This window comes from Sorangium sp. So ce145 (genome assembly GCF_051525985.1).
Classification (GTDB): Bacteria; Myxococcota_A; Polyangia; order Polyangiales; family Polyangiaceae; genus Sorangium; species Sorangium cellulosum_B.
On sequence record NZ_CP150315.1, the window covers coordinates 12,597,886 to 12,618,195 of the forward strand.

Annotated in this window: 12 protein-coding genes; 8 read left to right on the top strand and 4 right to left on the bottom strand. The window is 72.7% G+C overall.

What is annotated here, in order from left to right; genetic code table 11:
* Positions 1-153: 153 nt before the first annotated feature.
* Both WMF34_RS46915 and WMF34_RS46920 read left to right on the top strand, forming a co-directional pair.
* The gene (locus WMF34_RS46915; RefSeq protein ID WP_437991898.1) at positions 154-1,647 is read left to right on the top strand and encodes a ferritin-like domain-containing protein; all 1,494 of its coding nucleotides are present in this window, start codon (positions 154-156) and stop codon (positions 1,645-1,647) included.
* A 157-nt stretch (positions 1,648-1,804) separates the two neighbouring features.
* Positions 1,805-2,602, top strand: coding sequence for a DUF4142 domain-containing protein (locus tag WMF34_RS46920; RefSeq protein WP_437991899.1), 798 nt, complete (start codon positions 1,805-1,807; stop codon positions 2,600-2,602).
* Positions 2,603-2,670: 68 nt separating this feature from the next.
* Here WMF34_RS46920 and WMF34_RS46925 read toward each other — a convergent pair whose 3' ends face one another.
* Entirely contained in the window at positions 2,671-4,113 is a 1,443-nt protein-coding gene (locus tag WMF34_RS46925) for an aldehyde dehydrogenase family protein (protein ID WP_437991900.1), read from the bottom strand.
* An 81-nt stretch (positions 4,114-4,194) separates the two neighbouring features.
* Here WMF34_RS46925 and WMF34_RS46930 point away from each other — a divergent pair, with 81 nt between their 5' ends.
* The 6 genes from WMF34_RS46930 to WMF34_RS46955 all read left to right on the top strand — a co-directional run bounded on the left by WMF34_RS46930 (position 4,195) and on the right by WMF34_RS46955 (position 12,400).
* Complete coding sequence (locus WMF34_RS46930) at positions 4,195-5,616, top strand: aminotransferase class III-fold pyridoxal phosphate-dependent enzyme (protein WP_437991901.1); 1,422 nt, start codon at positions 4,195-4,197, stop codon at positions 5,614-5,616.
* Positions 5,613-6,605: a hypothetical protein gene (locus WMF34_RS46935; protein ID WP_437991902.1), complete on the top strand. Its 993-nt coding sequence runs from the start codon at positions 5,613-5,615 to the stop codon at positions 6,603-6,605. The genes WMF34_RS46930 and WMF34_RS46935 overlap by 4 nt, the downstream gene beginning before the upstream one ends.
* 183 nt (positions 6,606-6,788) lie before the next feature.
* Complete coding sequence (locus tag WMF34_RS46940; protein WP_437991903.1) at positions 6,789-7,658, top strand: formate dehydrogenase accessory sulfurtransferase FdhD; 870 nt, start codon at positions 6,789-6,791, stop codon at positions 7,656-7,658.
* On the top strand, positions 7,655-9,979 hold the full coding sequence (locus WMF34_RS46945; RefSeq protein ID WP_437991904.1) for an FdhF/YdeP family oxidoreductase: 2,325 nt from the start codon (positions 7,655-7,657) through the stop codon (positions 9,977-9,979). The genes WMF34_RS46940 and WMF34_RS46945 overlap by 4 nt, the downstream gene beginning before the upstream one ends.
* Positions 9,980-10,013: 34 nt before the next feature.
* Positions 10,014-11,420 (top strand): aminotransferase class III-fold pyridoxal phosphate-dependent enzyme, encoded by a 1,407-nt coding sequence (locus WMF34_RS46950; RefSeq protein ID WP_437991905.1) that lies wholly within the window; start codon positions 10,014-10,016, stop codon positions 11,418-11,420.
* Entirely contained in the window at positions 11,417-12,400 is a 984-nt protein-coding gene (locus WMF34_RS46955) for a histone deacetylase family protein (RefSeq protein WP_012241803.1), read from the top strand. The genes WMF34_RS46950 and WMF34_RS46955 overlap by 4 nt, the downstream gene beginning before the upstream one ends.
* A gap of 98 nt (positions 12,401-12,498) precedes the next feature.
* Here the strand turns inward: WMF34_RS46955 and WMF34_RS46960 are convergent, their stop codons facing one another.
* The 3 genes from WMF34_RS46960 to WMF34_RS46970 form a co-directional block, all read right to left on the bottom strand.
* A complete protein-coding gene (locus WMF34_RS46960) occupies positions 12,499-13,980 on the bottom strand; it encodes an ADYC domain-containing protein (RefSeq protein WP_437991906.1) in 1,482 nt (493 codons plus the stop codon).
* Between the two features lie 168 nt (positions 13,981-14,148).
* The gene (locus WMF34_RS46965) at positions 14,149-18,024 is read right to left on the bottom strand and encodes an nSTAND1 domain-containing NTPase (protein ID WP_437991907.1); all 3,876 of its coding nucleotides are present in this window, start codon (positions 18,022-18,024) and stop codon (positions 14,149-14,151) included.
* Positions 18,024-19,856: a sigma 54-interacting transcriptional regulator gene (locus tag WMF34_RS46970; RefSeq protein WP_437991908.1), complete on the bottom strand. Its 1,833-nt coding sequence runs from the start codon at positions 19,854-19,856 to the stop codon at positions 18,024-18,026. The genes WMF34_RS46965 and WMF34_RS46970 overlap by 1 nt, the downstream gene beginning before the upstream one ends.
* Positions 19,857-20,310: the final 454 nt, after the last annotated feature.

The window sequence follows — 20,310 nt, forward strand, 5'->3', positions numbered from 1 at the left end:
CACCGCCGAGGGCGCGCGCTTCTCGGCAGGTCCGGCGAGCATCGATGTCCATGCCCGAACCGTTCGACTCGGTTGAAGCGCGCTCGCACCGCGGCGGCGCCGCCGTGAGCCGGCCGATCCGGCCTCGCGCCCCCCTCTGCTACCCTGCCGCGAATGGAACGTCACCGCTCGCTCCGCATGACCCTCCTCCTCGCCGCTGGCGCTGCCGGCTGCTCCAACGCGAAGAGCCCCGACGTCGCGGTCGTCACGCTCGGCGAGCCGCAGGCCACGCCCCGCGACGCCGGCGTCCCGGAAGAGCCGGGCCAGTCCGCGCCGCGGCCGCCGCCGCGCGGCGTGGGCTGGGTCAAGGAGCGGGACGGCACCGTGCACCGCGCCACGCGGGTCCGGTGCGACGCGACCATCGATCAGCGCGCGTGCAGCGGCACGGAGCGGACGTTCCAGTGCAGGACGGACGCCGATTGCAAGGAGGGACCCCGCGGAAAGTGCGTGAGCTCGTTCGGGCAGATAGGCGCGTATTGCGGCTGCGAGTACGCCTGCGAGAGCGACGCGGAGTGCGGCGCGTCCGAGGCCTGCGTGTGCAAAGGGACAGGCGCCCTCCGAGAGCAGCACTCGGTCTGCGCAAAGGCCCTCTGCTCGGTCGACGCCGATTGCCCCGGAAGCACCTGCGGCCTGTCGGCATACTTCAATGGCTGCTGGGAGCAGGTGACGCTCGCCTGCCGCACCAAGGAAGATACCTGCCTGAGCGACGCGGACTGCCGATCTTCTGACGAGAGCCGCGGCGCCGCCTGCGTCGTCACCGACCCGGAGGCCGAGAGCGTGCGCTGGGAGTGCGCCGGGATCTCGTGCGCCATCGGCCGCCCGTTCGTCGTCGACGGCCAGCCGCGCGCCGCGCAGGGCGCCGCGCGCGACGACTGGCGCGCTCGCGCCGAGCTCGATGTCGCGTCCCTCTCGCCCGAGGTGCGCGAGCTCGCCGCGGCGCACTACGCCGCGATGGCCGCGCTCGAGCACGCGTCCATCGCGAGCTTCGCCCGCTTCTCCCTCCAGCTCCTCGCGCTCGGCGCGCCGGCCGCCCTCGTCGGCGAGGCGCACCGCGCCGCGCTCGACGAGGTGGAGCACGCGCGCCTCGCCTACGGCGTCGCCTCCCGCCTCGCCGGCCGGGCCATCGGCCCCGGGCCGCTGCTCGAGGCGGCCACGGCGCCGCTCGGCGCCGGCGTCGCCGAGGTGGTGGAGGCGCTCGTCGAGGAGGGCTGCGTGGGCGAGGCGCTGGGCGCGGCGGAGGGCCGTGAGATCGCGCAGCGCGCGGGGGATCCGGCGCTCGCGGCCACGCTCGCGCGCATCGCCGCCGACGAGGAGCGGCACGCGGCGCTCTCGTGGAGGGCGCTCTCGTGGATGCTCGCGACGTTCGGCGAGCCGGCGCGCTCCGCGGCGGAGCGGGCGTTCTCCCGCGCCGCCGCCCGTTACGCCGTCGACCCGGCCCCCGGGCCCGCCGTGCACGAGGCGCTCGGCCTGCTCCCGGCGCGCGCGCTCGGGGCGCTGCGCCGCGAGGTGCTCGCCGAGGTCATCGCGCCGTGCCGCGCGGCCTTACCGGGGCTGTCGTGCGACAGCATCACCCCGCAACCGTCGAGTCCGCCACAGGCATCCTTCTGAGCGGACTGATGAGGCAGATTCGCCCACTCCCGTAGCAACTTGCCACAGCGGGGAGGGAGGCAGTCGCGTGGATTCGGGAGAAAAGGGGGCACCCATGCCGTGCACCGGATCTTGCACGGGGGCCGGCACTCGAATCCACGTGAGGAGGTCTTTACCCATGGTTGCATCGCGCAACGCTCTCGTCCTGACGATCGGTCTCGCTGTCGGCGTCGGCTGCTCCAACACGCCCCCGGCGAGCAGCCCGAGCACGAACGAAGCACCACCGCAGCCGGCCCCGACCGCCGCCCCGCCGCTGCCGGAGGCGGCCCCTCCCGCGACGCCGCCGGCTCCGCCGCCCGGCACCGAGCCGCAGGCGGGGGCGGCGCAGCCGGGGACGACCACGGCGCCGAGCGCGCCCGCCGAGGTTCCCCTGACCGACGAGCAGATCCTCGCCGTGCTCGACGCCTCGAACAAGAAGGAGATCGACGAGGCCCAGCTCGCGCAGACGAAGGCCAAGAGCAAGGACGTGAAGGCCTATGCCAAGGTCATCGCCCAGCACCACACCGACGCCAAGGCGAAGCAGGCCAAGCTGGTCAAGAAGCTCGGTATCACGGCGGCGGACTCGGACAAGAGCAAGCAGCTCACCGAAGAGACGCAGAGCGCGCTCGAGCAGCTGAAGGCGCTGCAAGGGGCCGATTTCGATCAGCAGTTCGTGGCCACGATGATCAAGGATCACCAGAACACGCTCGACTTCCTCGACAGGAAGGCGCTGCCGAACGCGAAGAACGCCGATCTGAGGGCGATGGTCGAGAACGACCTTCGGCCGACGATCGAGAAGCACCTGAAGGACGCGGAGGCGCTCTCGCAGAAGCTCGGCCCGGCTGGCGCGGGCGCGACAGGGACCCAGGGCGGCGCGCAGCCGCCGGCCCCTGGCACGAAGCCCGGCACGCAGGAGGCCGCGCTCCCGCCGAAGTAGTTGGCTGCACGCGGGGAGGGGAGAAGGAGACGAGAGCGGGGCGCGCCGTCAGCGCCGATGCGTCCCGCTCAGCTCAGCGAGACCCAGACCGACTTGAGCTGCGTCAGCTCGTCGAGCACCGCGCGGCCGTTCTCCCGCCCGAAGCCGGATTGTTTGGTTCCGCCATACGGGCTCGCCGCGTCGAATCGGTTGTACGTGTTGATCCAGACCGTGCCCGCCGAGAGGCGCGCGGCCAGCGCGTGCGCCTTGCCGACGTCGCGCGTCCAGATGCCCGCCGCGAGGCCGAACTCGGTCGCGTTCGCGACGCGCGCCGCCTCCTCCACGTCGTCGAAGGGGAGGACCGCCAGCACGGGGCCGAAGATCTCCTCGCGGGCGACGCTCATCGACGGGGAGACCGCCGAGAACACCGTCGGCTCGACGAAGAACCCCGGGCCCTCGCGGCGCCCGCCGGTCTCGCGGCGCGCCCCCTCGGCCGCGCCACGGTCGATGTAGCCGAGCACCTTCGTGAAGTGCGCCTCCGAGACGAGGGGGCCCATCTGCGTCGACGGATCGAGCGGATCGCCAGGGACCAGCCGGCGCGCGCCGCTCGTGACCACCTCCAGCACGCGGTCGTGCACCGAGCGCTCCACGAGGAGCCGGCTCCCCGCCGTGCAGAGCTCGCCCTGGTTGTAGAAGATGGCCGTCACCGCCGCCTTCGCGGCGCTCTCCACGTCCGCGTCCGCGAAGACGATGTTGGGGCTCTTGCCGCCCAGCTCCAGCGACAGCTTCTTCAGCGTGCCCGCCGCCGCGCGCATGATCGTCCTGCCCGTCTCCGTGCCGCCCGTGAACGAGATCTTCGCGACGCCCGGGTGCTCGACGAGCGCAGCCCCCGCCTCCTCGCCGTGCCCCGTGACGACGTTGACGACCCCCGGCGGCACCCCCGCCTCCGCGAGGATGCGCGCCAGCTCCAGCGTCGTAAGGCTCGCCTCCTCCGGCGGCTTGACGACCACCACGTTGCCCACCGCGAGCGCGGGCGCCACCTTCCGCGCCGCGAGCAGGAGCGGGAAGTTCCAGGGGATGATCGCGCCGATGACGCCGAGCGGCTCGCGCACGGTGTAGTTCAGGAACGGACCCCGCACCGGGATCGTCTCGCCGCCCAGCTTCGTCGCCCACCCGGAGAAGTAGAAGAACGTGTCCGCCGTGCGCGGCACGTCGATCGTCCGCGCAGCCGTGATCGGCTTGCCCGTGTCGAGCGCCTCGAGCCGCGCCAGCTCCTCGCACCGCGCGAGGATCAGCTCCCCCGCCTTCCACAGGATGCGCGCGCGCTCGTTCGGATCCATCGCCGCCCAGCGCGGAAACGCCGCGCGCGCGGACGTCACGGCGGCGTCCACGTCCGCGCGGCGGCCGCGGGCGAGCCGCGCGAGCGCGCCGCCCGTCGCGGGGTTCGCGGTGTCGAACGTCTCGCCCGAGAGCGCCTCCCTCTCGGCGTTGTCGATCCAAAGCCTCTTCACCGTCTCGCGCGTGTCACCCATGCCCCCGTCGTAAACCCGCGCACCCGGGCGCGGCAAGCGGCGATGACACGCGCCCCGGCGTGCGGGATACTCGCGCTGCCTATGGATTTCTCCGATCGCCCCACGCTCCCGTCCGTCCCTCTGCGAAGAGTCGTCACCGAGCTGCCTGGGCCGAAGGCGCGCGCCTGGATGGCGCGCGGCGGCTTCGACATGCAGTCGAGGTACCGCGCGGTCGTGATGGATGACATCGCGAGCCGCGGGTGCTCGCTCGTCGACGTGGACGGCAACGTGTTCCTGGACCTGTTCGCGAACTTCGCGCTCGGGGCGCTCGGCTACAACCACCCCGCGCTGGTCGAGGTGGCGCACCGCGAGGCCTTCATCCGCGCCGTCGCGAACCCGACGTCGACGCCGTTCGTGACGACGCCGGCCTGGTTCGAGTTCGTGGAGGCGCTCGAGCAGCGGTTCGCGCCGCGCGGCATGGCGCGCGTCTTCTGCGTGGACGCGGGGGGCGAGGGCGTCGAGTCCGCGATCAAGGCGGCGTTCATCCGGCACGGCGAGCGCCGGCGGGAGGCCGCCGGGCTGCCGAGGAACCCGCTCGAGCTGCCGGAGGAGCTGCAGAAGAGCATCCTCGACAACGCGGGCACCGACGCGGTGGTGGTGTCGTTCGCCGGCGCGTTCCACGGCCGGGGCCTCGGGCCGATGTCCGCCACGCACTCGAAGGTGATCCACAAGGCCGACCTGCCCGCGTTCCCCTGGCCGACGGCGCCCTTCCCCGCGAGCCGCTTCCCGCTGGCGCGCTTCGCCGACGAGAACGACCGCGCCGAGGCGGAGGCCCTCGCCGCGCTCGAGCGGATCCTCGACGCGCACGACGGCCGGGTGGCCGCCGTGATCGTCGAGCCCGTGCAGTCCGAGGGGGGCGATCGGCACGCGAGCCCGGCCTTCTTCCGCCGCGCGCAGGAGCTCGCCGGGAAGGCGGGCGCGGCGCTCATCCTGGACGAGGTGCAGACCGGCATGGGGATCACCGGCACGCTCTGGGCGCACGAGCAGCTCGAGCTGCCGCGCCCGCCCGATCTCATGTGCTTCGGGAAGAAGATGCAGATGGGCGGGTTCTTCGCGACGAGCGCGTACGACGTCGCGCAGTTCGGGCGCATGTACCAGACGCGCAACGGCGACCGCGCGCGGTCCGCGATCGCGCTGGCGACGCTCCGCGCGATCGAGTCGGAGGACCTGCTCGGCAACGTGCGCGCGACGGGCCGCCACTTCCTCTCGCGGATCGAGGAGCTCTGCGAGCGCTACCCCGCGCTCGCGAGCGAGCCGCGCGGCCGCGGCTTCCTGCTCGCGTTCGACCTGCCGACGACCGCGGCGCGCGACGATTTCCTCTCGCGCGCGCTCCGCCGCGGGGTGTTCGCGAGCTACACGGGGACGCGCTCGGTGCGGCTGCGGCCGCACCTCATCACGACGGTCTCGGACGTCGACGAGGCGATCGGCGTCTTCGACGCGGTGCTGCGCGAGATGGCGGGATGATCGTCGATCCGCGCGACGTCTGCCCGGGGGAGGGGCCGGAGAAGGTCGCGCGGGCGCTCGGGCAGTTCTCCGTGGACGAGGCGCGGGACGGCGCGGCGTTCGACGAGGGCTACCGGGCGCTCGACGCGGTCTTCGGGCCGAAGGGCGAGCTCGAGCGCCGCGAGGTGCTCTGGGCGTGGCTCACCGGGGCGCACACGGACGCGGGGGCGCCGATCACGGCGACGTACCACATGCTGCTCGCGCGCGGCGTGGACGACGGGCGCCTCGCCGGCGTGCGCGACTGCTACGTCACGCTGGACCGCGCGGCGCGGCGCTGCGTGGTGCTCCTGTCGCACGCGCTCGTCCTGCCGCCGTTCCGCCGCACCGGGCTCGCCGCCCTGCTGCGCGCGGCGCCGGTCGCGCTCGCGCGCCGCGCGCTCGGCGACGCGGGGCTCGCTGGGGGCCAGGGGGCCGGCGGCGACGGCGCGGAGGTGATGCTCGCCGCCGAGATGGAGGCCGTCGACCCGGACGACCGCGACACGGTGGTGCGCCTCATCGCCTACGGGCGCGCGGGGTTCGCGATCGTCCCCCCGGACGTGCTCCCGTACGCGCAGCCCGACTTTCGCGACACCGCGGCGCTCGGCGTCACGCCGGTGCCGCTGCCGCTGCTCGCGGTGGTGCGCCAGGTCGGCGAGGAGGATCGCGACGACATCCCGCGCGCCCGGGCCGAGTCGTTTCTGCGCCATTACCAGGCCGTGCACGCGCGCGAGGTGAGCCAGGGCGAGCTCGCGCCGATCCGCGAGAACGCGCTCGCGCGCCTGACGGCGTTCCCGGGCGAGCGCGTCCCCCTGATCCGGATCCCGCGGGGGCCGGCGGACGTCGCGGGGTTCGCGCCGGTGCTCCGGAGCGCGGTGATGCCGCTGTTCCCGCCGGCGTGGCGCGGCAAGGCGCCGCTCGACGTACCCGAGCGGGAGCTCGAGAGGCTCTGCGCGGCGTGGTCCTCGGGATAGCCGGAGCCAGGAGTCCCTGGGGCTCCGCGACCCGTCGCAGGCGCCGGCTGTTCGGCGGAGATCCCTGCGAGGGCTCCGCCCGGGGCGCGTCGGAGCGCCGTCGGCGGCGGCCAGGCGGGCGGCTCCACGCGAATCCTGCTCGGCGGGTCGCCGCGGGCTACGATTGAGAGCGCCGGACACGCCATGCCGTCAAGCACAGCCCACGTCTCGATTCGCACGATCACGGGCGAGACCGCCTCGGACGCCGAAGATCTGCTCGCCGTCGAGGATCCGCTCGAGATCATCGTCGTCGCCCGCGCCCCCGGGGACGAGCGCCGCGCCCCGCGCCGCCTCGGCATCACGATGCGCACGCCTGGCAACGATCGCGAGCTCGCGATTGGCCTCCTGTTCGCCGAGGGCGTCATCTCCCGCGCGGCCGACGTGGTCGCCGTCGAGGAGGCCCTCGGCCCCTCGGGCGATCTCGTGCGCGTCACGCTCGGCGATGACGTGACCGTCGATCTCGGGCGCACCGAGCGCGCCCTCGCTGTCGCGAACGCGAGCTGCGGCGTCTGCGGCAAGGCGTCGATCGACGTTGCGGCGCTCGCGCCGCCCGCGCCGCTCGCGCGGGGCGTCCCCCGGCTCGCGCCGGGCGTCGTGCACGGGCTCGCCGCGCGGCTCCGCGGCGCGCAGCCGGTGTTCGGGCGGACCGGGGGGCTGCACGCGGCGGCCCTCTTCGACGCGGGCGGCGCGCTCGCCGACCTCCGCGAGGACGTCGGGCGCCACAACGCCGTCGACAAGCTGATCGGCGCCGCCTTGCTCGCGGGGCGGCTGCCCGACCCGGGCGCGGTGCTCATGGTCAGCGGGCGCGCCGGGTTCGAGCTCGTACAGAAGGCGCTCCGGGCCTCGATCCCGGTGATGGTCGCGGTGGGCGCGCCCTCGAGCCTGGCCGCCGAGCTCGCGGCGGCGCACGGGATGACGCTCGTCGGCTTCGCCCGCGACGGGCGGTTCAACGTGTACGCCGGCCGGGAGCGCGTCGAGGTCCCCGTCTCGGTCCCGGCGGAGGCCGCGTCGTGACGGCCCGCGACGTGCCGCGCGACGTGCAGGCGGAGCCGCCGCTCGAGCCCGAGGCGCCCAGGATCGGCGAGCGCAGCGCGGCGGCCGGCGGGCTCCCGGCGGTCGGCGCGACGCTCCGGCACGCGGTCGGCGAGATGGGGGTCGCGCGCGCCGTGCGCACGCTCCTCCGCGTGAACCAGGGCGAGGGCTTCGACTGCCCCGGCTGCGCGTGGCCCGAGCCCGAGGAGAAGCGCTCGCTCGCGGAGTTCTGCGAGAACGGCGCCAAGGCGGTCGCCGAGGAGGCGACGCTCCGCCGCGTCACGCCCGAGTTCTTCCGGGAGCACAGCGTCGAGGCGCTCTCGCGGCAGTCCGACCACTGGCTCGGCAAGCAGGGGCGGCTCGTCCATCCGATGCTGCTCGACGAGGGCGCGTCGCACTACCGCCCGGTGTCGTGGGACGAGGCGCTCGACGTCGTCGCCTCGTCGCTGCGCGCGCTCGGCTCGCCGGACGAGGCCGTCTTCTACACGTCGGGCCGCACGAGCAACGAGGCGGCGTTCCTCTACCAGCTCTTCGTGCGCGAGCTCGGGACGAACAACCTGCCCGACTGCTCGAACATGTGCCACGAGTCGAGCGGCGTCGGCCTGCGCGAGGCCATCGGCGTGGGCAAAGGGACCGTCTCCCTCCACGATTTCGAGCTCGCCGACGCGATCTTCGTCGTCGGGCAGAACCCGGGGACGAACCACCCGCGCATGCTCTCGGCGCTGCGCGAGGCGCGGCTGCGCGGGTGCGAGATCGTGACGGTGAACCCGCTCCCCGAGGCCGGCAACGAGCGCTTCCAGCACCCGCAGCACCCGCTCGATCTCGTCGGCTCGGGCGTGCCGCTCTCGACGCTCTTCCTCCAGGTGCGCATCAACGGCGACGTCGCGCTCTTCACCGGGATCATCAAGGAGATGCTCGAGGAGGAGGCGCGGAGGCCGGGCGCCGTGCTCGATCGCGCGTTCATCGCGAGCCACACCCACGGCTTCGAGGCGTTCGCGGACGCCGTGCGCGGCGCGCCCTGGGACGACATCGTCGCGCAGAGCGGGGTGCCGCGCGACCAGATCCGGGCGGCGGCCGAGATCGCGATGCGCTCCGAGCGCACGATCGCGTGCTGGGCCATGGGCCTCACGCAGCACCAGAACGGCGTGGCCAACGTGCAGCAGGTGATGAGCTTCCTGCTCCTCCGCGGCAACATCGGGCGGCCCGGCGCGGGCGCGTGCCCGGTGCGCGGGCACAGCAACGTGCAGGGCGACCGGACGATGGGCATCTGGGAGCGCCCGCCCGCGGAGCTCCTCGATCGGATCGAGCAGAACTTCGGCTTCTCGCCGCCGCGCCGCCACGGGCTCGACACCGTCGCCGCGATCGCGGCGATGGCCGAGGGGTGCGCCCGCGTCTTCTTCGCGCTGGGCGGCAACTTCCTCTCGGCCACGCCGGACACGGCGCTGACCGCCCGCGCCCTCGCCCGGTGCGACCTCACCGCGCACGTCTCGACCAAGCTGAACCGGGCGCACCTCGTGACGGGCAGGCGCGCGCTCATCCTGCCTTGCCTCGGCCGCACCGAGCGCGACATGCAGGCGGGCGGGCCGCAGTTCGTGACCGTCGAGAACTCGATGGGCGTCGTCTCGAGCTCGCGCGGCAGCCTCCCCCCCGCCTCGGAGCTGCTGCGGAGCGAGGTGGCGATCGTCGCGGGCCTCGCGCGCGCGGCCCTGGGCGCGCGCTCGCGCGTGCCGTGGGAGGAGCTCACCGCCGATTACGACAGGATCCGCGATCTCATCGAGCGCACGATCGACGGCTTCGACGGCTTCAACGCGCGCATCCGGGACCCGCGCGGCTTCGCCCTGCCGAACGCGGCGGCGCGGCGCGAGTTCCGCACGGCGACGGGCAAGGCGAACTTCGTGATCCACCCGCTCCCGCGGCACGATCTCGAGCCGGGCGAGCTCCTGATGATGACGATCCGCAGCCACGACCAGTACAACACGACCATCTACGGGCTCGACGACCGCTACCGCGGCGTCCGAGGCGGGCGCCGCGTCGTGTTCATGAACGCCGAGGACGCGGCCGAGCGCGGGCTCGCCCAGGGGGACCTCGTCGACGTCACGAGCCGCTTCTCCGACGGGGAGCGCGTCGCGCGCGCGTTCCGCGTCGTGCTGTACACGATCCCCCGCGGCAACGTCGCGGCCTACTTCCCCGAGGCGAACGTGCTCGTGCCGCTCGGCAGCATCGCCGAGAAGAGCCACACGCCCGCGTCGAAATCGATCGTGGTGCGCGTCCAGGCGGCGGTCGCGACCGACGGATCTGCGTGACGCTCCGCCGCCCCCGTTGCATTGGAGTCCGACCATGAACGCCCCGACCCACATCCCCCCGCCCATCCCCGGCGAGCCCGAGCGCGCCTCGATGCGCACCGCCATCCCGGGGCCTGCGTCCGAGGCGCTCCGCGCCCGCCACCATCGCTACCAGGACGCGCGACCGATCCACTTCTATCAGGACGCGCGCAAGAGCCTGGGCAACTACATGGTCGACGTGGACGGCAACGTGCTGCTCGACGTGTACGGGCACATCGCCGCCGTGCCCATCGGCTACAACCACCCGGCTCTGCTCGCCGCGTGGCGCGACGGCCGCTTCGACTGGTGCGCCGGCTACCGCTCCGCGCTTGGCGTCGCGCCCGCGCCCGAGTGGGTCGACCTCGTCGAGAAGACGCTGATGCGCGTCGCGCCGAAGGGGCACACGCGCGTCTTCACGTTCACGACCGGCGCGGAGGCGGTCGAGAACGCGCTCAAGGCCGCGTTCATCCGGCTCGCCCGGCGCCGGCGCGGCGGCGCGCAGCCGAGCGACGGCGACCTCGCCGCCACGATGCTCAACCGGCAGCCCGGCGTGAACGCCTTCAAGGTGCTCTCCTTCGATGGCGGCTTCCACGGCCGCAGCATGGGCGCCCTCTCGGCGACGCGGAGCAAGCCGATCCACAAGCTCGACATCCCCGCGTTCGACTGGCCCGTCGCGCCGTTCCCCGCGAGCCATTTCCCCCTCGCCGCGCACGCCGAGCAGAACCGCGCCGCCGAGGCGCGCTCGCTCGAGGCGGTCGAGGCGGCGCTCGACGCCCACCCGGACGAGGTCGCCGCGGTCATCGTCGAGCCGATCCAGGGCGAGGGCGGCGACCGGCACGCGAGCCCGGCCTTCTTCCAGGCGCTCCGCCGCCTCACCGCGGAGCGCGGCGTCGCGCTCATCATCGACGAGGTGCAGACCTGCGGCGGCGGGACCGGCGCGCTCTGGGCGCACGAGGCGTGGGACCTGCCCGAGCCGCCGGACATGGTCACGTTCTCCAAGAAGATGCAGCTCGGCGGCTTCTATTGCCGCGAGGAGCTCGCGCCGATCGAGCCGCTGCGCGTCTTCAACACCTGGCTCGGCGACCCGCTCCGCGGCGCGCAGCTCGAGGTGATCCTCGAGGTCATCGAGCGCGACCGGCTCCTCGAGAACACGCGGTCGACCGGCGAGCGCCTGGTCGCCGGCCTCGAGGACCTCTGCCGGCGCTACCCCGCGGTGCTCTCGGGCGCCCGGGGCAGCGGCACCTTCGCCGCTGTCGACTTCCCCCACGCCGTCCGGCGCGACGCGGCGCTCACCGCGCTCCGCAACCGCGGCCTCGAGGTGGGCGGCTCGGGCGAGCGCACGCTCCGCTTCCGGCCGGCGCTGATCTTCGCCCCGCGCCACGTCGGCGAGGCGCTCGATCACCTCGAGTCGGTCTGCAAGTGACCTCGGACGCCGCCGGCTCGCCGCCGATCCGGGTGTTCCACACGCCGCGCTATTTCGCGGACATCGGCGAGCACGTCATGCCGATGCGCAAGTTCGCCCTCGTGCGCGAGGCGATCGAGCGGAGCGGCCTGCCCGCGCGCATCGAGGAGCCCGGGCCGGTCAGCGACGAGGATCTCCTCCGCGTTCATACGCCCGGGTACGTCCAGGCGATCGCGACCGGCGAGCCCCGGGCGCTGGCCGAGTCGCAGAAGCTCCCGTGGTCGCCGGCGCTCGCCGGGGCGGTGCGCTTCACGAACGGCGGCTGCATCGCCGCCGTCTCCGCGGCGCTCGAGGAAGGCATCGCGGGCAACCTCGCGAGCGGCTTCCACCACGCGCACGCCGATCACGGCGAGGGCTTCTGCACCTTCAACGGCCTCGTCGTCGCGATGGAGCGCGCGCGCGTTGAGGGGCGCATCCGCCGCGCCCTGGTGGTCGACATGGACCTCCACTACGGCAACGGCACCGCGTCGCTGCTCGCGTCGCGCCCCTGGGCGTTCGCCCTTTCCATCTACGGCAACTGGTACAAGCAGAACCGGGCGTACCGGGACGTCGAGGGCGAGCGCGCTCCGGACACGGAGAACAGCTGGTCCGTCCCGGTGCCGGGCGGGAGCGGCGGCGCCGCGTACCTCGAGATCCTGGAGCGGCACCTCGGCCCCGCGATCGATCGCGCCGCGCCCGACCTGATCCTGTACCAGGCCGGCGCGGACCCGTTCCGCGAGGACCCATACTCGCCGCTCGACCTGACGCACGACGACCTGCGCGCGCGCGACGAGATCGTGTTCCGGACCGCGCTCGAGCGGCGTATCCCGATCGCGTGGGTCCTCGCGGGCGGCTACACGCCCGACGTGAGCCGGGTGGTCGAGGTGCACCTCGGCACGTTCGTCGCGGCGGTGCGGGCGAGGGAGGCTGATGCTGCTGGCGGAGCCGCGGCCGATCTCTGAGTTGCGATATGCCCCGACGAGGCGCCGGGCGCGGTCCATTCCGGATTGGTCTTGCCGACCCCGATCGCGGCGCGATCCGGGGGGCCGGTCTCTCCACTTCAGGGCAAGATGCTGCCGATCATCGTGCCTCCGAGCGTTCCCCCCATCTGGCCGGCCACGGTATCCGCGCGGCAGAAGGGTCGGGTCGATACGGCGGGCACATAGAGGCATCCCCGTTGTGCGGCCTCCGCGCACGCGCTCGTCCAGCCGCCCCCTTCGGGCGTCACGGGATGGCAACACGATGGATAATCCCGGCACACGGCAGCCGTGCACGAATTGCAGCTCTTATACATTCTTTTCGGAGGCGTTGGGGGACTGGTGTAGGGATCTTCATGCGTGGTCGCCGGGCTGTGCGGACAGTAGTCTCCCGAGCCGGTGTCCACGAAAATGAGCTGGGCGTCGCCGCAGGTTGACCGATCGATAACCGGCGGTTTTTGGCCGAGATCCACGGCCAGCTCGTACTCCTCCAGGCAAATCGACATCGCCGTCTCTTCGCGGGGGCGACTACACCTGTCTTGGCAGAACTTGGGCATCCTCTCATACCGGCTCGCCTCGACGCACACCGCCTTGGACTCGTCAAACGAGGATTCCTCCGCGAACATCGGCGAGGTGATCGCCTCATCGCTCTTCTGGATGAAGTTGTGAGCATCCCAGATGTCGATCGGTGTGTTCTCTTGTGTGAATGATTCGCCCGTCCCGCAGTAATCGGCCATGGCGGCGCGCTGGCAGGCGATGAACAGCGACCGCATCTCCACCGGCTTACCGGTTTTCGGCGAGGTCAAGGTCTGCCACTCCTTGTAGCCCCAGCGAGTGCACTTGGCGGCGACGCCGTCCCAGCACGCAAGCCCGAATGCGTTCGGATCCTGGTCTTCGTAATCGGTCTTGGGGATCACGTCAGGATCGACCGGCTGCTTCTTCCAGTACCCCTTGGTGAACACCGCCCGCCCGCTGCCCACCGCATCGCCACCCGGCGCATCGCAAAGGTCCTTCCATGTCCCTTTGCTGTCCTTCGAGTCGAACCGTTGAATGTTGTATAGATGCACGTCTTCAGGGTTCGTTCGGTGCGCGCAGCTCGCCATGAGATTCGCGTCATTGGTGTCCATCACCTTCGACACCACGCGCAGCGTCTCTTCAGGGCCCATGCCGTCGATCGGCTGAACCTTGAAGCTCACGCCGACCCCATCGTTCGGCAGTGGCACCGTCTGCCATAGCAAGCCTCGACGTACCCTGTAAGTCCCCGAGAGCTTCCCGTTCTGCCACGTCAACCGCGACACACTGTACGTGATGCCGTCTACTGTGACCGTCGCGCCGGACGTCATCACCTTGACCGGCGGCCCGCCTCCCGCGAGCTCGCCCAGCGCCGTCCTGCCCTGTGCCGTCCTGCCCTGTGCCGTCCTGCCCTGCACCGCCTGCGCGAGCTGACGTGCTTCGAGGATATCTCCAGGATCGTCGCCCAGCGCATCGGCCGCGGGGTCGGCGCCGCAGGCCGCGAGAGCCAGCGCTGCACAGGTGCGCGGAATTCGAGAATACACGTCGTTCATGGGCATGATCGGGCGGTCTGCAACGGGTGTACCGAGAGCGGACTTCCTGGCCGTATCGGCAGTGTGCGAGGAGCGCGAGCGCCGTCGCCGAGCAGCGCTACGCCGAATCGGCGCAATCACGCCGAATCGGCGCAGCAGCGCCGAGTCGGCACAGCAAGCGCTACCCGATCACTGCACGTCCGCACAGAGCCGGGCGCCGGTCTCGACGTGACGGAACGCCGGCGTCATCGCCCACTGGTTGATGGAGCGCGCCGTGAGCTGGCCGACGTAGAAGGAACCTCCTCGCGCGACCACGGCCGCCCCCGGGCGCACCGCGCGGACGAGGTCCCACGCGTTGCCCGCCAGATCGTCCACCCCGAAGGGGCTGGTGGACGCGGGATGGCTCCCGACCTCGTCCGGCCCGAACGCGCCATCCTTTCGACCATAGGTTTCGTCGATGTTGGCTTCGTCCGCCGAGAGCACCTCTCCGTGGGGATAGCTCCGGCGATCGGCGCCCCGCGCCGCGCGCTCCCACTCGATCTCGGTGCACAGGCGTGCTCCCCTTACCCGGCCGGTTCGGTCGAGCCAGCGGGCATAGGCCTCCGCGTCCTCCGCCGAGATCCCGAGGACCGGCAGCTTCCCCCAGTCGTGAGACGCGCGCGTCGCGCGGTTCTGGTACACGAGCGGCTCTCCCTCGCGCACCCGGTAGACTGGCCCCGTCATCTGGAACGTGAGGACAAACCTCCCGCTTTCCTCTGACAGAGCCACCCTGGACCCCTCCACGGCGCCGAAACCGGCGCCAGGCAATCGCGCCTGCCGCTCCGCCGGAGACAGCGCTCGCAGGTAGGGCAGGTAGTCCTCGTAGGTGATCTCGTGCCGCGCGATGAGGTACTCGCCCGTCTCCACCGGGTGGATCGGTGCTGCTTCGAAGAACACGCGCCGGAGCTCGTCGTCTCCGTCTGCGCCGAAGAGGAAGCGACCCGCCGGTACATGGACGAAGCCCGGAGGCACCCGCTCCTCGGGGAGCAGCCTCAGCGAGATGTCGCGCCGCTCGCCCCGCCGGAGCAGCAGAGGCAGCCGTACGGGCGCGTGTCCCTCCGCTCGAGCCTCGATCAGCCAGCTGCCTGGATCGAGCGGACCGCCGGCGAAGTCGCGCGGCGTCCCCGTCAGAATCCGCGCCTCTTCCAGGCGGTGCCGTGAGATCCGGGCGCGCGCGCCGGGAGGATCGAGCCGCAGGGCGACGGCCGCTTTGTCGCTGAAACGCGCCGCCCGCGCGCCGCCCTGGTCCAGGATCGAGAGGCGGACGAGCAGCTCGTCGCGCTCGCGCTCGTCGCCCGCTTCATCGGCGGTCAGCGCGCGGTCGAAGATCCAATCGGCGAGCCGGTCCCTCGCCTCGGCGCGGCTCGAGTCGAGCAGCAGCGCCGACTCGTAGGCCGCGCTCGCGCGCGCCGCCGCGTCCTCGACCTTGGCCCGCTCCGCGCGGGCAGCGCGCCAGAGCGCTTCGCCCTCCGGCCACTTGCCTTCATCGAACGCCCGGTAGGCCTCTCCTCGCGCGCGCAGCCACGCCTGCTCCAGCGCGCGGACAGCGCGCGCCGCAGCGTCGCCCTCCGCCAGCCGGGCGGCCACGCGGGTCGAGACCTCGCGGTGCTGCGCGAGGCGCGCCCCGCCCCAGGCCGCCACCGCCGCGGTCGTCAGCACCGCCGCCGCCGCGGGGAGCCGGAAGCGGCGCAATCGCTCGCGCCTCCGTGACGCCTCCATGAACGCCCGCACCACGTCGGACGAAGGGAGCTCGGTCAGCCGCTCGAGCTCGGCGAGCTGCCGGCGTCCCCACAGCGCCTCGGGCGGCTGGCCGAGCCGCTCCCATTCGGCCGCCGCGCGCTCGATCCGCTCGCGCAGCGCGCGCGCTCCCGCGTCTTCGTCGAGCCAGTCGCGGAGCCGCGGCCAGGCAGTGATCAGCGCCTCGTGCGCGATCTCGTGGCCCTCGATGCCGGCGCTACTCCGCGCGACGAGCAGCCGGGCGCGCAGGAGCGCCTCCAGCGCCGCGCGCCGCTGCCCGTCGCCGCGGAGCAGCTCGTCGCGCGAGGCGCGACGGCGCGTGCCGTTCGTGGAGACGAGCGAGAGGAGCACCTCTCGCGCGGCGGCCGCGTCGTCGGGAGCGAGCAGATCGAGGGTCTTGTCGGCGTGCTGCGCGAGCGCCCCTTCGGCGCCGCCCAGCCGCTGCAGGGCCTCCCGGGGCAACAGGCGGCGCGCCTCGTCGCGCGCCTCCCACAGCTCGGCGAGCGCGAACTGAAGCAGCGGCAGCGCTCCGGGTCGTCCCGCGAAGCTCACCAGCGCGGCGACGACGTCCTCCGACTCGAAGGCATACCCCTTGAGGTGCGCCGGTCCGGTCACGATCTCGCGCAGCGCATCGGCGCTCGGCGGACCGAGCAAGACGAGGCTGCGCCCGAGCGCGTCGGCGAGGCCCGGGGCGGACGCCGCCAAGCGTCCGAGCAGATCGCCCCGCACCGCGGCGAGCACGCGGACGCCGGGCCTGCGGGACGCGAGCGCGACGAAGACGCGCGCGAAAACGTCCGCTTCAGCGGGTTCTGCAGAGGTGACCAGCTCCTCGAGCTGGTCGATGAAGATGAGCAGCCGCCGCGCGCGGCCCAGGGCGCGGCGGAGGTAGGCCGGGGCCTCGTCCGGCGCGGCGAGGAGCGCCTCGAACACGCTCGCTTCCTCGATGCCGAGCGGCCCTTCAAGCGCGGAGGCGAGCGCGCTGAGCGGCCGGCGACCTGGAAGGAGCGTGGCGATGCGCAAGCCCGCCGCCTCGCCGAGCGCCCCCTCGGCGCACGCCGGGAGCACCGCCGCGCGGCACAGCGAGGACTTGCCAGCGCCCGAGTCCCCGGCGACCACCACGCAGCCGTCGGACTTGAGCCGTTCCAGGACCAGGCGGCCCTCGGCCTGGCGACCGAAGAAGACCGCGCGGTGCTCGGCCTCGAAGGCGAGCAACCCGCGGTAGGGGTTTCCTTCCGGAAGCAGCCGCGATACGGCGGGCACGAGGCGCTCGAAGGCCTCGCGGAGCTCGTCGGCGGTCGCATAGCGGCGCGACGGGTCGCGCGCGAGGCAACGCTCGATGATCCCCGCGATCCGCGGGTCGAGCTGGGGAGCGGTCTCGGCGAGGGGTCGTGCGTCCTTCGTGCGGACCATGTCGGCGAGGGGCCCATCCGACAGGTACGCCGCAGGCGGTTGCCCCGCAGCCAGCTCGTAGAGCAGCGCCCCCAGCGAGTAGACGTCGCTGGCGCAGGTCGCCGCGGCGCCGTCCCAGCACTCGGGCGCCAGGTAGTACGGGGTGCCGATGACCCCGCCGGGGGCGCTCAGCTGGAGCGCCGGCGGCACCGCGGGGGTTGCTGCGGCGCTGGCTTCCTCCCCCACGCGCGCCCCGAACGACGGCGCGGTCTCGGCGAGCGCCGAGTCGAGGGCACCGGGCGCGGGTGCGTCGGGGACCGTGGCCGCGGCATCTGCGACGTTCGGCGCGTCCGGCGCGCATTCCCCGGGCTCGCCGCCGCGCCGGCCCCTCGGCGCCGGGGAGGGCCATTCCTGCGCCAGCGCTGGGCTGAGCTTGGCCAGCCCGAAGTCGAGGAGCTTCGCCTCGCCCGTGTCGGTGAGAAAGGCGTTGGCCGGCTTGAGATCGCGGTGCAGCACCCCGCGGCGGTGAGCGGCGGCGAGGCCGCGGGCGAGCTGGGTGCCGAGATCGAGCAAGCGGTCCGGAGAGAGTGGCCGCTCGATCCGATCGAGGCTCTTGCCCGCCAGCAGCTCGGTGACGGTGTACGGATGACCGAACGCCTCGCCCACGCGGTAGACAGCCACGACGTTCGGGTGCTGGATGCGCGCCGCCGCGCGCGCTTCGACGAGGAACCTGGCCCGGAGGGCCGGCGCATCGCCAGCTGAGCCGATGAACTTGATCGCGACGCGCCGCTCGAGCAGCGCGTCGAGGGCGGACCACACTTGCCCCATGGATCCATGGCCGAGCGGATCGAGCAGCCGGTACTCGTCGAACTCCCTGGGCGGCGTCCACAGGGGCGGCACTACCGTCCGCGCTCCTTGCGCAGATCGTACTGGCGCATCTTGGTGACGAAGGTGCGCAGCGGCATCCCGAGCGCGAGCGCCGCGCGGGTCTGGTTCCAGCTCGCCAGGTGGAGCGCCTGGAGCATGCGCTTGCGCTCGAGCTCGGCGATCTCCTCGGCGATGGGCCGGAAGTGGGTGAGCGACTCGACCGGCGGTGCCGGCTCGGACTCCGGCTCGGTGCCGCTGCCTTTCTTGTCGTCGGTCGGGCGGACGCGGTGGGCGATGTGCCATGGCTCGACCGTCTCGTCGACCGCCGTCGCCGCGATGAAGTCCATCAGGTTGCGCAGCTCGCGCACGTTGCCCGGCCAGGCGTGCTGGGCGAGCAGCTGCACGGCGGCGGCGGAGAGCTCCAGGGGCGCACGGCCTGCTCGCGCGCACGCGCGGTCGAGGAAAGCGCGGGCGAGGATCAGGCGCTCGCGCTTTCGGTCGCGCAGCGGCGGGAGCCACACGGTGGCCGCAGAGAGGCGGAAGAAGAGATCCTGCCGGAATCGACCGGCCTTCACCTCCGCCTCCAGGTTGCGGTTCGTGGCGGCGATGACGCGAAAGTCCACCTCGCGCTCGCGGGTGCTGCCCACGCGGGTGATGCGCCGGGTCTCGAGCGCGCGCAGCAGCTTGGCCTGGGAGGCGAGGGAGAGCTCGCCGAGCTCGTCGAGGAAGACGGTGCCGCCCTCGGCAGCCTCCAGCGCCCCGATGCGGGTGGCGACCGCTCCTGTGAACGCGCCGCGCTCATGGCCGAACAGCTCGGACTCGATCAGCGATTCCTGCATGGCTGCGCAGTTGACGGTGACCAGCCGCTTCGCAGCCCGCGGCGAGAGGTGATGGAGCGCCGTGGCGGCGAGCTCCTTGCCTGCGCCGGTCTCGCCCATCACCAGGACCGGAAGGTCGGCCTTCGCCAGGCGCTCGATCAGCGCATAGAGGCGCAACATCACGACGTCGGCGATCCAGACGCGATGTTCTCCGAAGAGGAGCTCCTTGAACGTGCGGGAAGCGCGCTGCACCTCGCCTTCGCCGGCCTCGCGGCCGGCCTCGCGGGCAGCGGACAGCAGCGTATCCGCGTCGATGCCGTCGTCCGGGAAGGTCGCGAGCCCGACCCGCACGGCCGAAAAGCTCGCGGCGAGGGCGTTGCTGAGGACGCGCGCGCGTTCCTCGGCCTCCTCGGCGCTGTGCTCGGGCAGGAGCCAGAGCAGCGTGTCGTCTCCCAGGAGCGAGACAGACTCGATGCTGCCGAGCACCGGATCGACGGACAGCCTCACGCTGGCACGGTCGGTACGAGCGCCGAGGGGCAGGGCGGCGACGGTGACCGAGCGGACGTACTTGAGGGCACGGGTGAGCTCGGCCTCGACCCGGGCCCGGAAGGCGGCGGCGTCGAGGAGGCCGTCCTGCCGCGCATGCGCTGGGGAGGTGTAGAAGATGATGGAGGCTTCCGAGAGCGAGATCTCGTCGCCGGAGTGGAGGACGGCGGTCCCAGAGAGGACCTTGCCGTTGAGGCGGGTGCCGTTCTGGCTGTCCAGATCGGCGATGAGGGTGTGGCCGTGGTCGATCCAGATGCGGGCGTGCTGGCGGGAGACGCCCGCCTGGCGGAGGACGACGTGGCAGGCGTCGGCGCGGCCGATGACGATCTCGCCGCTTTCGGGAAGCGAGACGAGACGCGAGGTGGTGCCCTCGAAGACCACGAGCAAGCCGCTGGTCTGGGCCCGTCCCGACGGCCGTGTGACGCCGCTCTCACGCGCGTCGAGCGTGGACCCGGCGTTGCGCCCGATTTTGGCGGTGTCTTGCGGGGGATCGGAGGCCATGGAGCGTGCCCATGGTAACGGGCGCTCGCGCTGTTGTCTTTAGCGAGAAACCCGCAAGCAGGACCAGGCGCGACCCGGATGGCCTCAGCGCGATGGGAAGAATGCAATCAAATGTGTTTCGGAGACGTCAAGCCCAACTGCGCTCCGCCGCACGCCGCCGCACATGCTCCCGCAGCTATCGGAGGAACTGACCATGTTCACAGGCAGTCCTCCGAGCCCGCCTCGCGCACCATGTTCGAGCATGCGAGAGCCTCTCCCTGCTTCGCTTACGGCCTCAAGACGTCGCCTCTGAAAAAAACGCTTCGCAGGCTCACGGAAGCAGCCATTCTGGTCAGTTGTGGTGACACAGAGGTCACCTACCTTGCTGCAGCAGGAGTCATGGCCAGCCTGGCAGCTGGCACCCGGGCAGCTGCTCCCGACGGTGCCGAACGACCCGAGTCCCTGCCTGGCCTCG

What these genes read in the sequence shown, in the direction of transcription:
- WMF34_RS46960 (WP_437991906.1), bottom strand. Translation starts at nt 13,980, where the DNA reads ATGAACGACGTGTATTCTCGAATTCCGCGCACCTGTGCAGCGCTGGCT.
- WMF34_RS46915 (WP_437991898.1), top strand. Translation starts at nt 154, where the DNA reads ATGGAACGTCACCGCTCGCTCCGCATGACCCTCCTCCTCGCCGCTGGC.
- WMF34_RS46935 (WP_437991902.1), top strand. Translation starts at nt 5,613, where the DNA reads ATGATCGTCGATCCGCGCGACGTCTGCCCGGGGGAGGGGCCGGAGAAG.
- WMF34_RS46970 (WP_437991908.1), bottom strand. Translation starts at nt 19,856, where the DNA reads ATGGCCTCCGATCCCCCGCAAGACACCGCCAAAATCGGGCGCAACGCC.
- WMF34_RS46930 (WP_437991901.1), top strand. Translation starts at nt 4,195, where the DNA reads ATGGATTTCTCCGATCGCCCCACGCTCCCGTCCGTCCCTCTGCGAAGA.
- WMF34_RS46920 (WP_437991899.1), top strand. Translation starts at nt 1,805, where the DNA reads ATGGTTGCATCGCGCAACGCTCTCGTCCTGACGATCGGTCTCGCTGTC.
- WMF34_RS46940 (WP_437991903.1), top strand. Translation starts at nt 6,789, where the DNA reads ATGCCGTCAAGCACAGCCCACGTCTCGATTCGCACGATCACGGGCGAG.
- WMF34_RS46925 (WP_437991900.1), bottom strand. Translation starts at nt 4,113, where the DNA reads ATGGGTGACACGCGCGAGACGGTGAAGAGGCTTTGGATCGACAACGCC.
- WMF34_RS46950 (WP_437991905.1), top strand. Translation starts at nt 10,014, where the DNA reads ATGAACGCCCCGACCCACATCCCCCCGCCCATCCCCGGCGAGCCCGAG.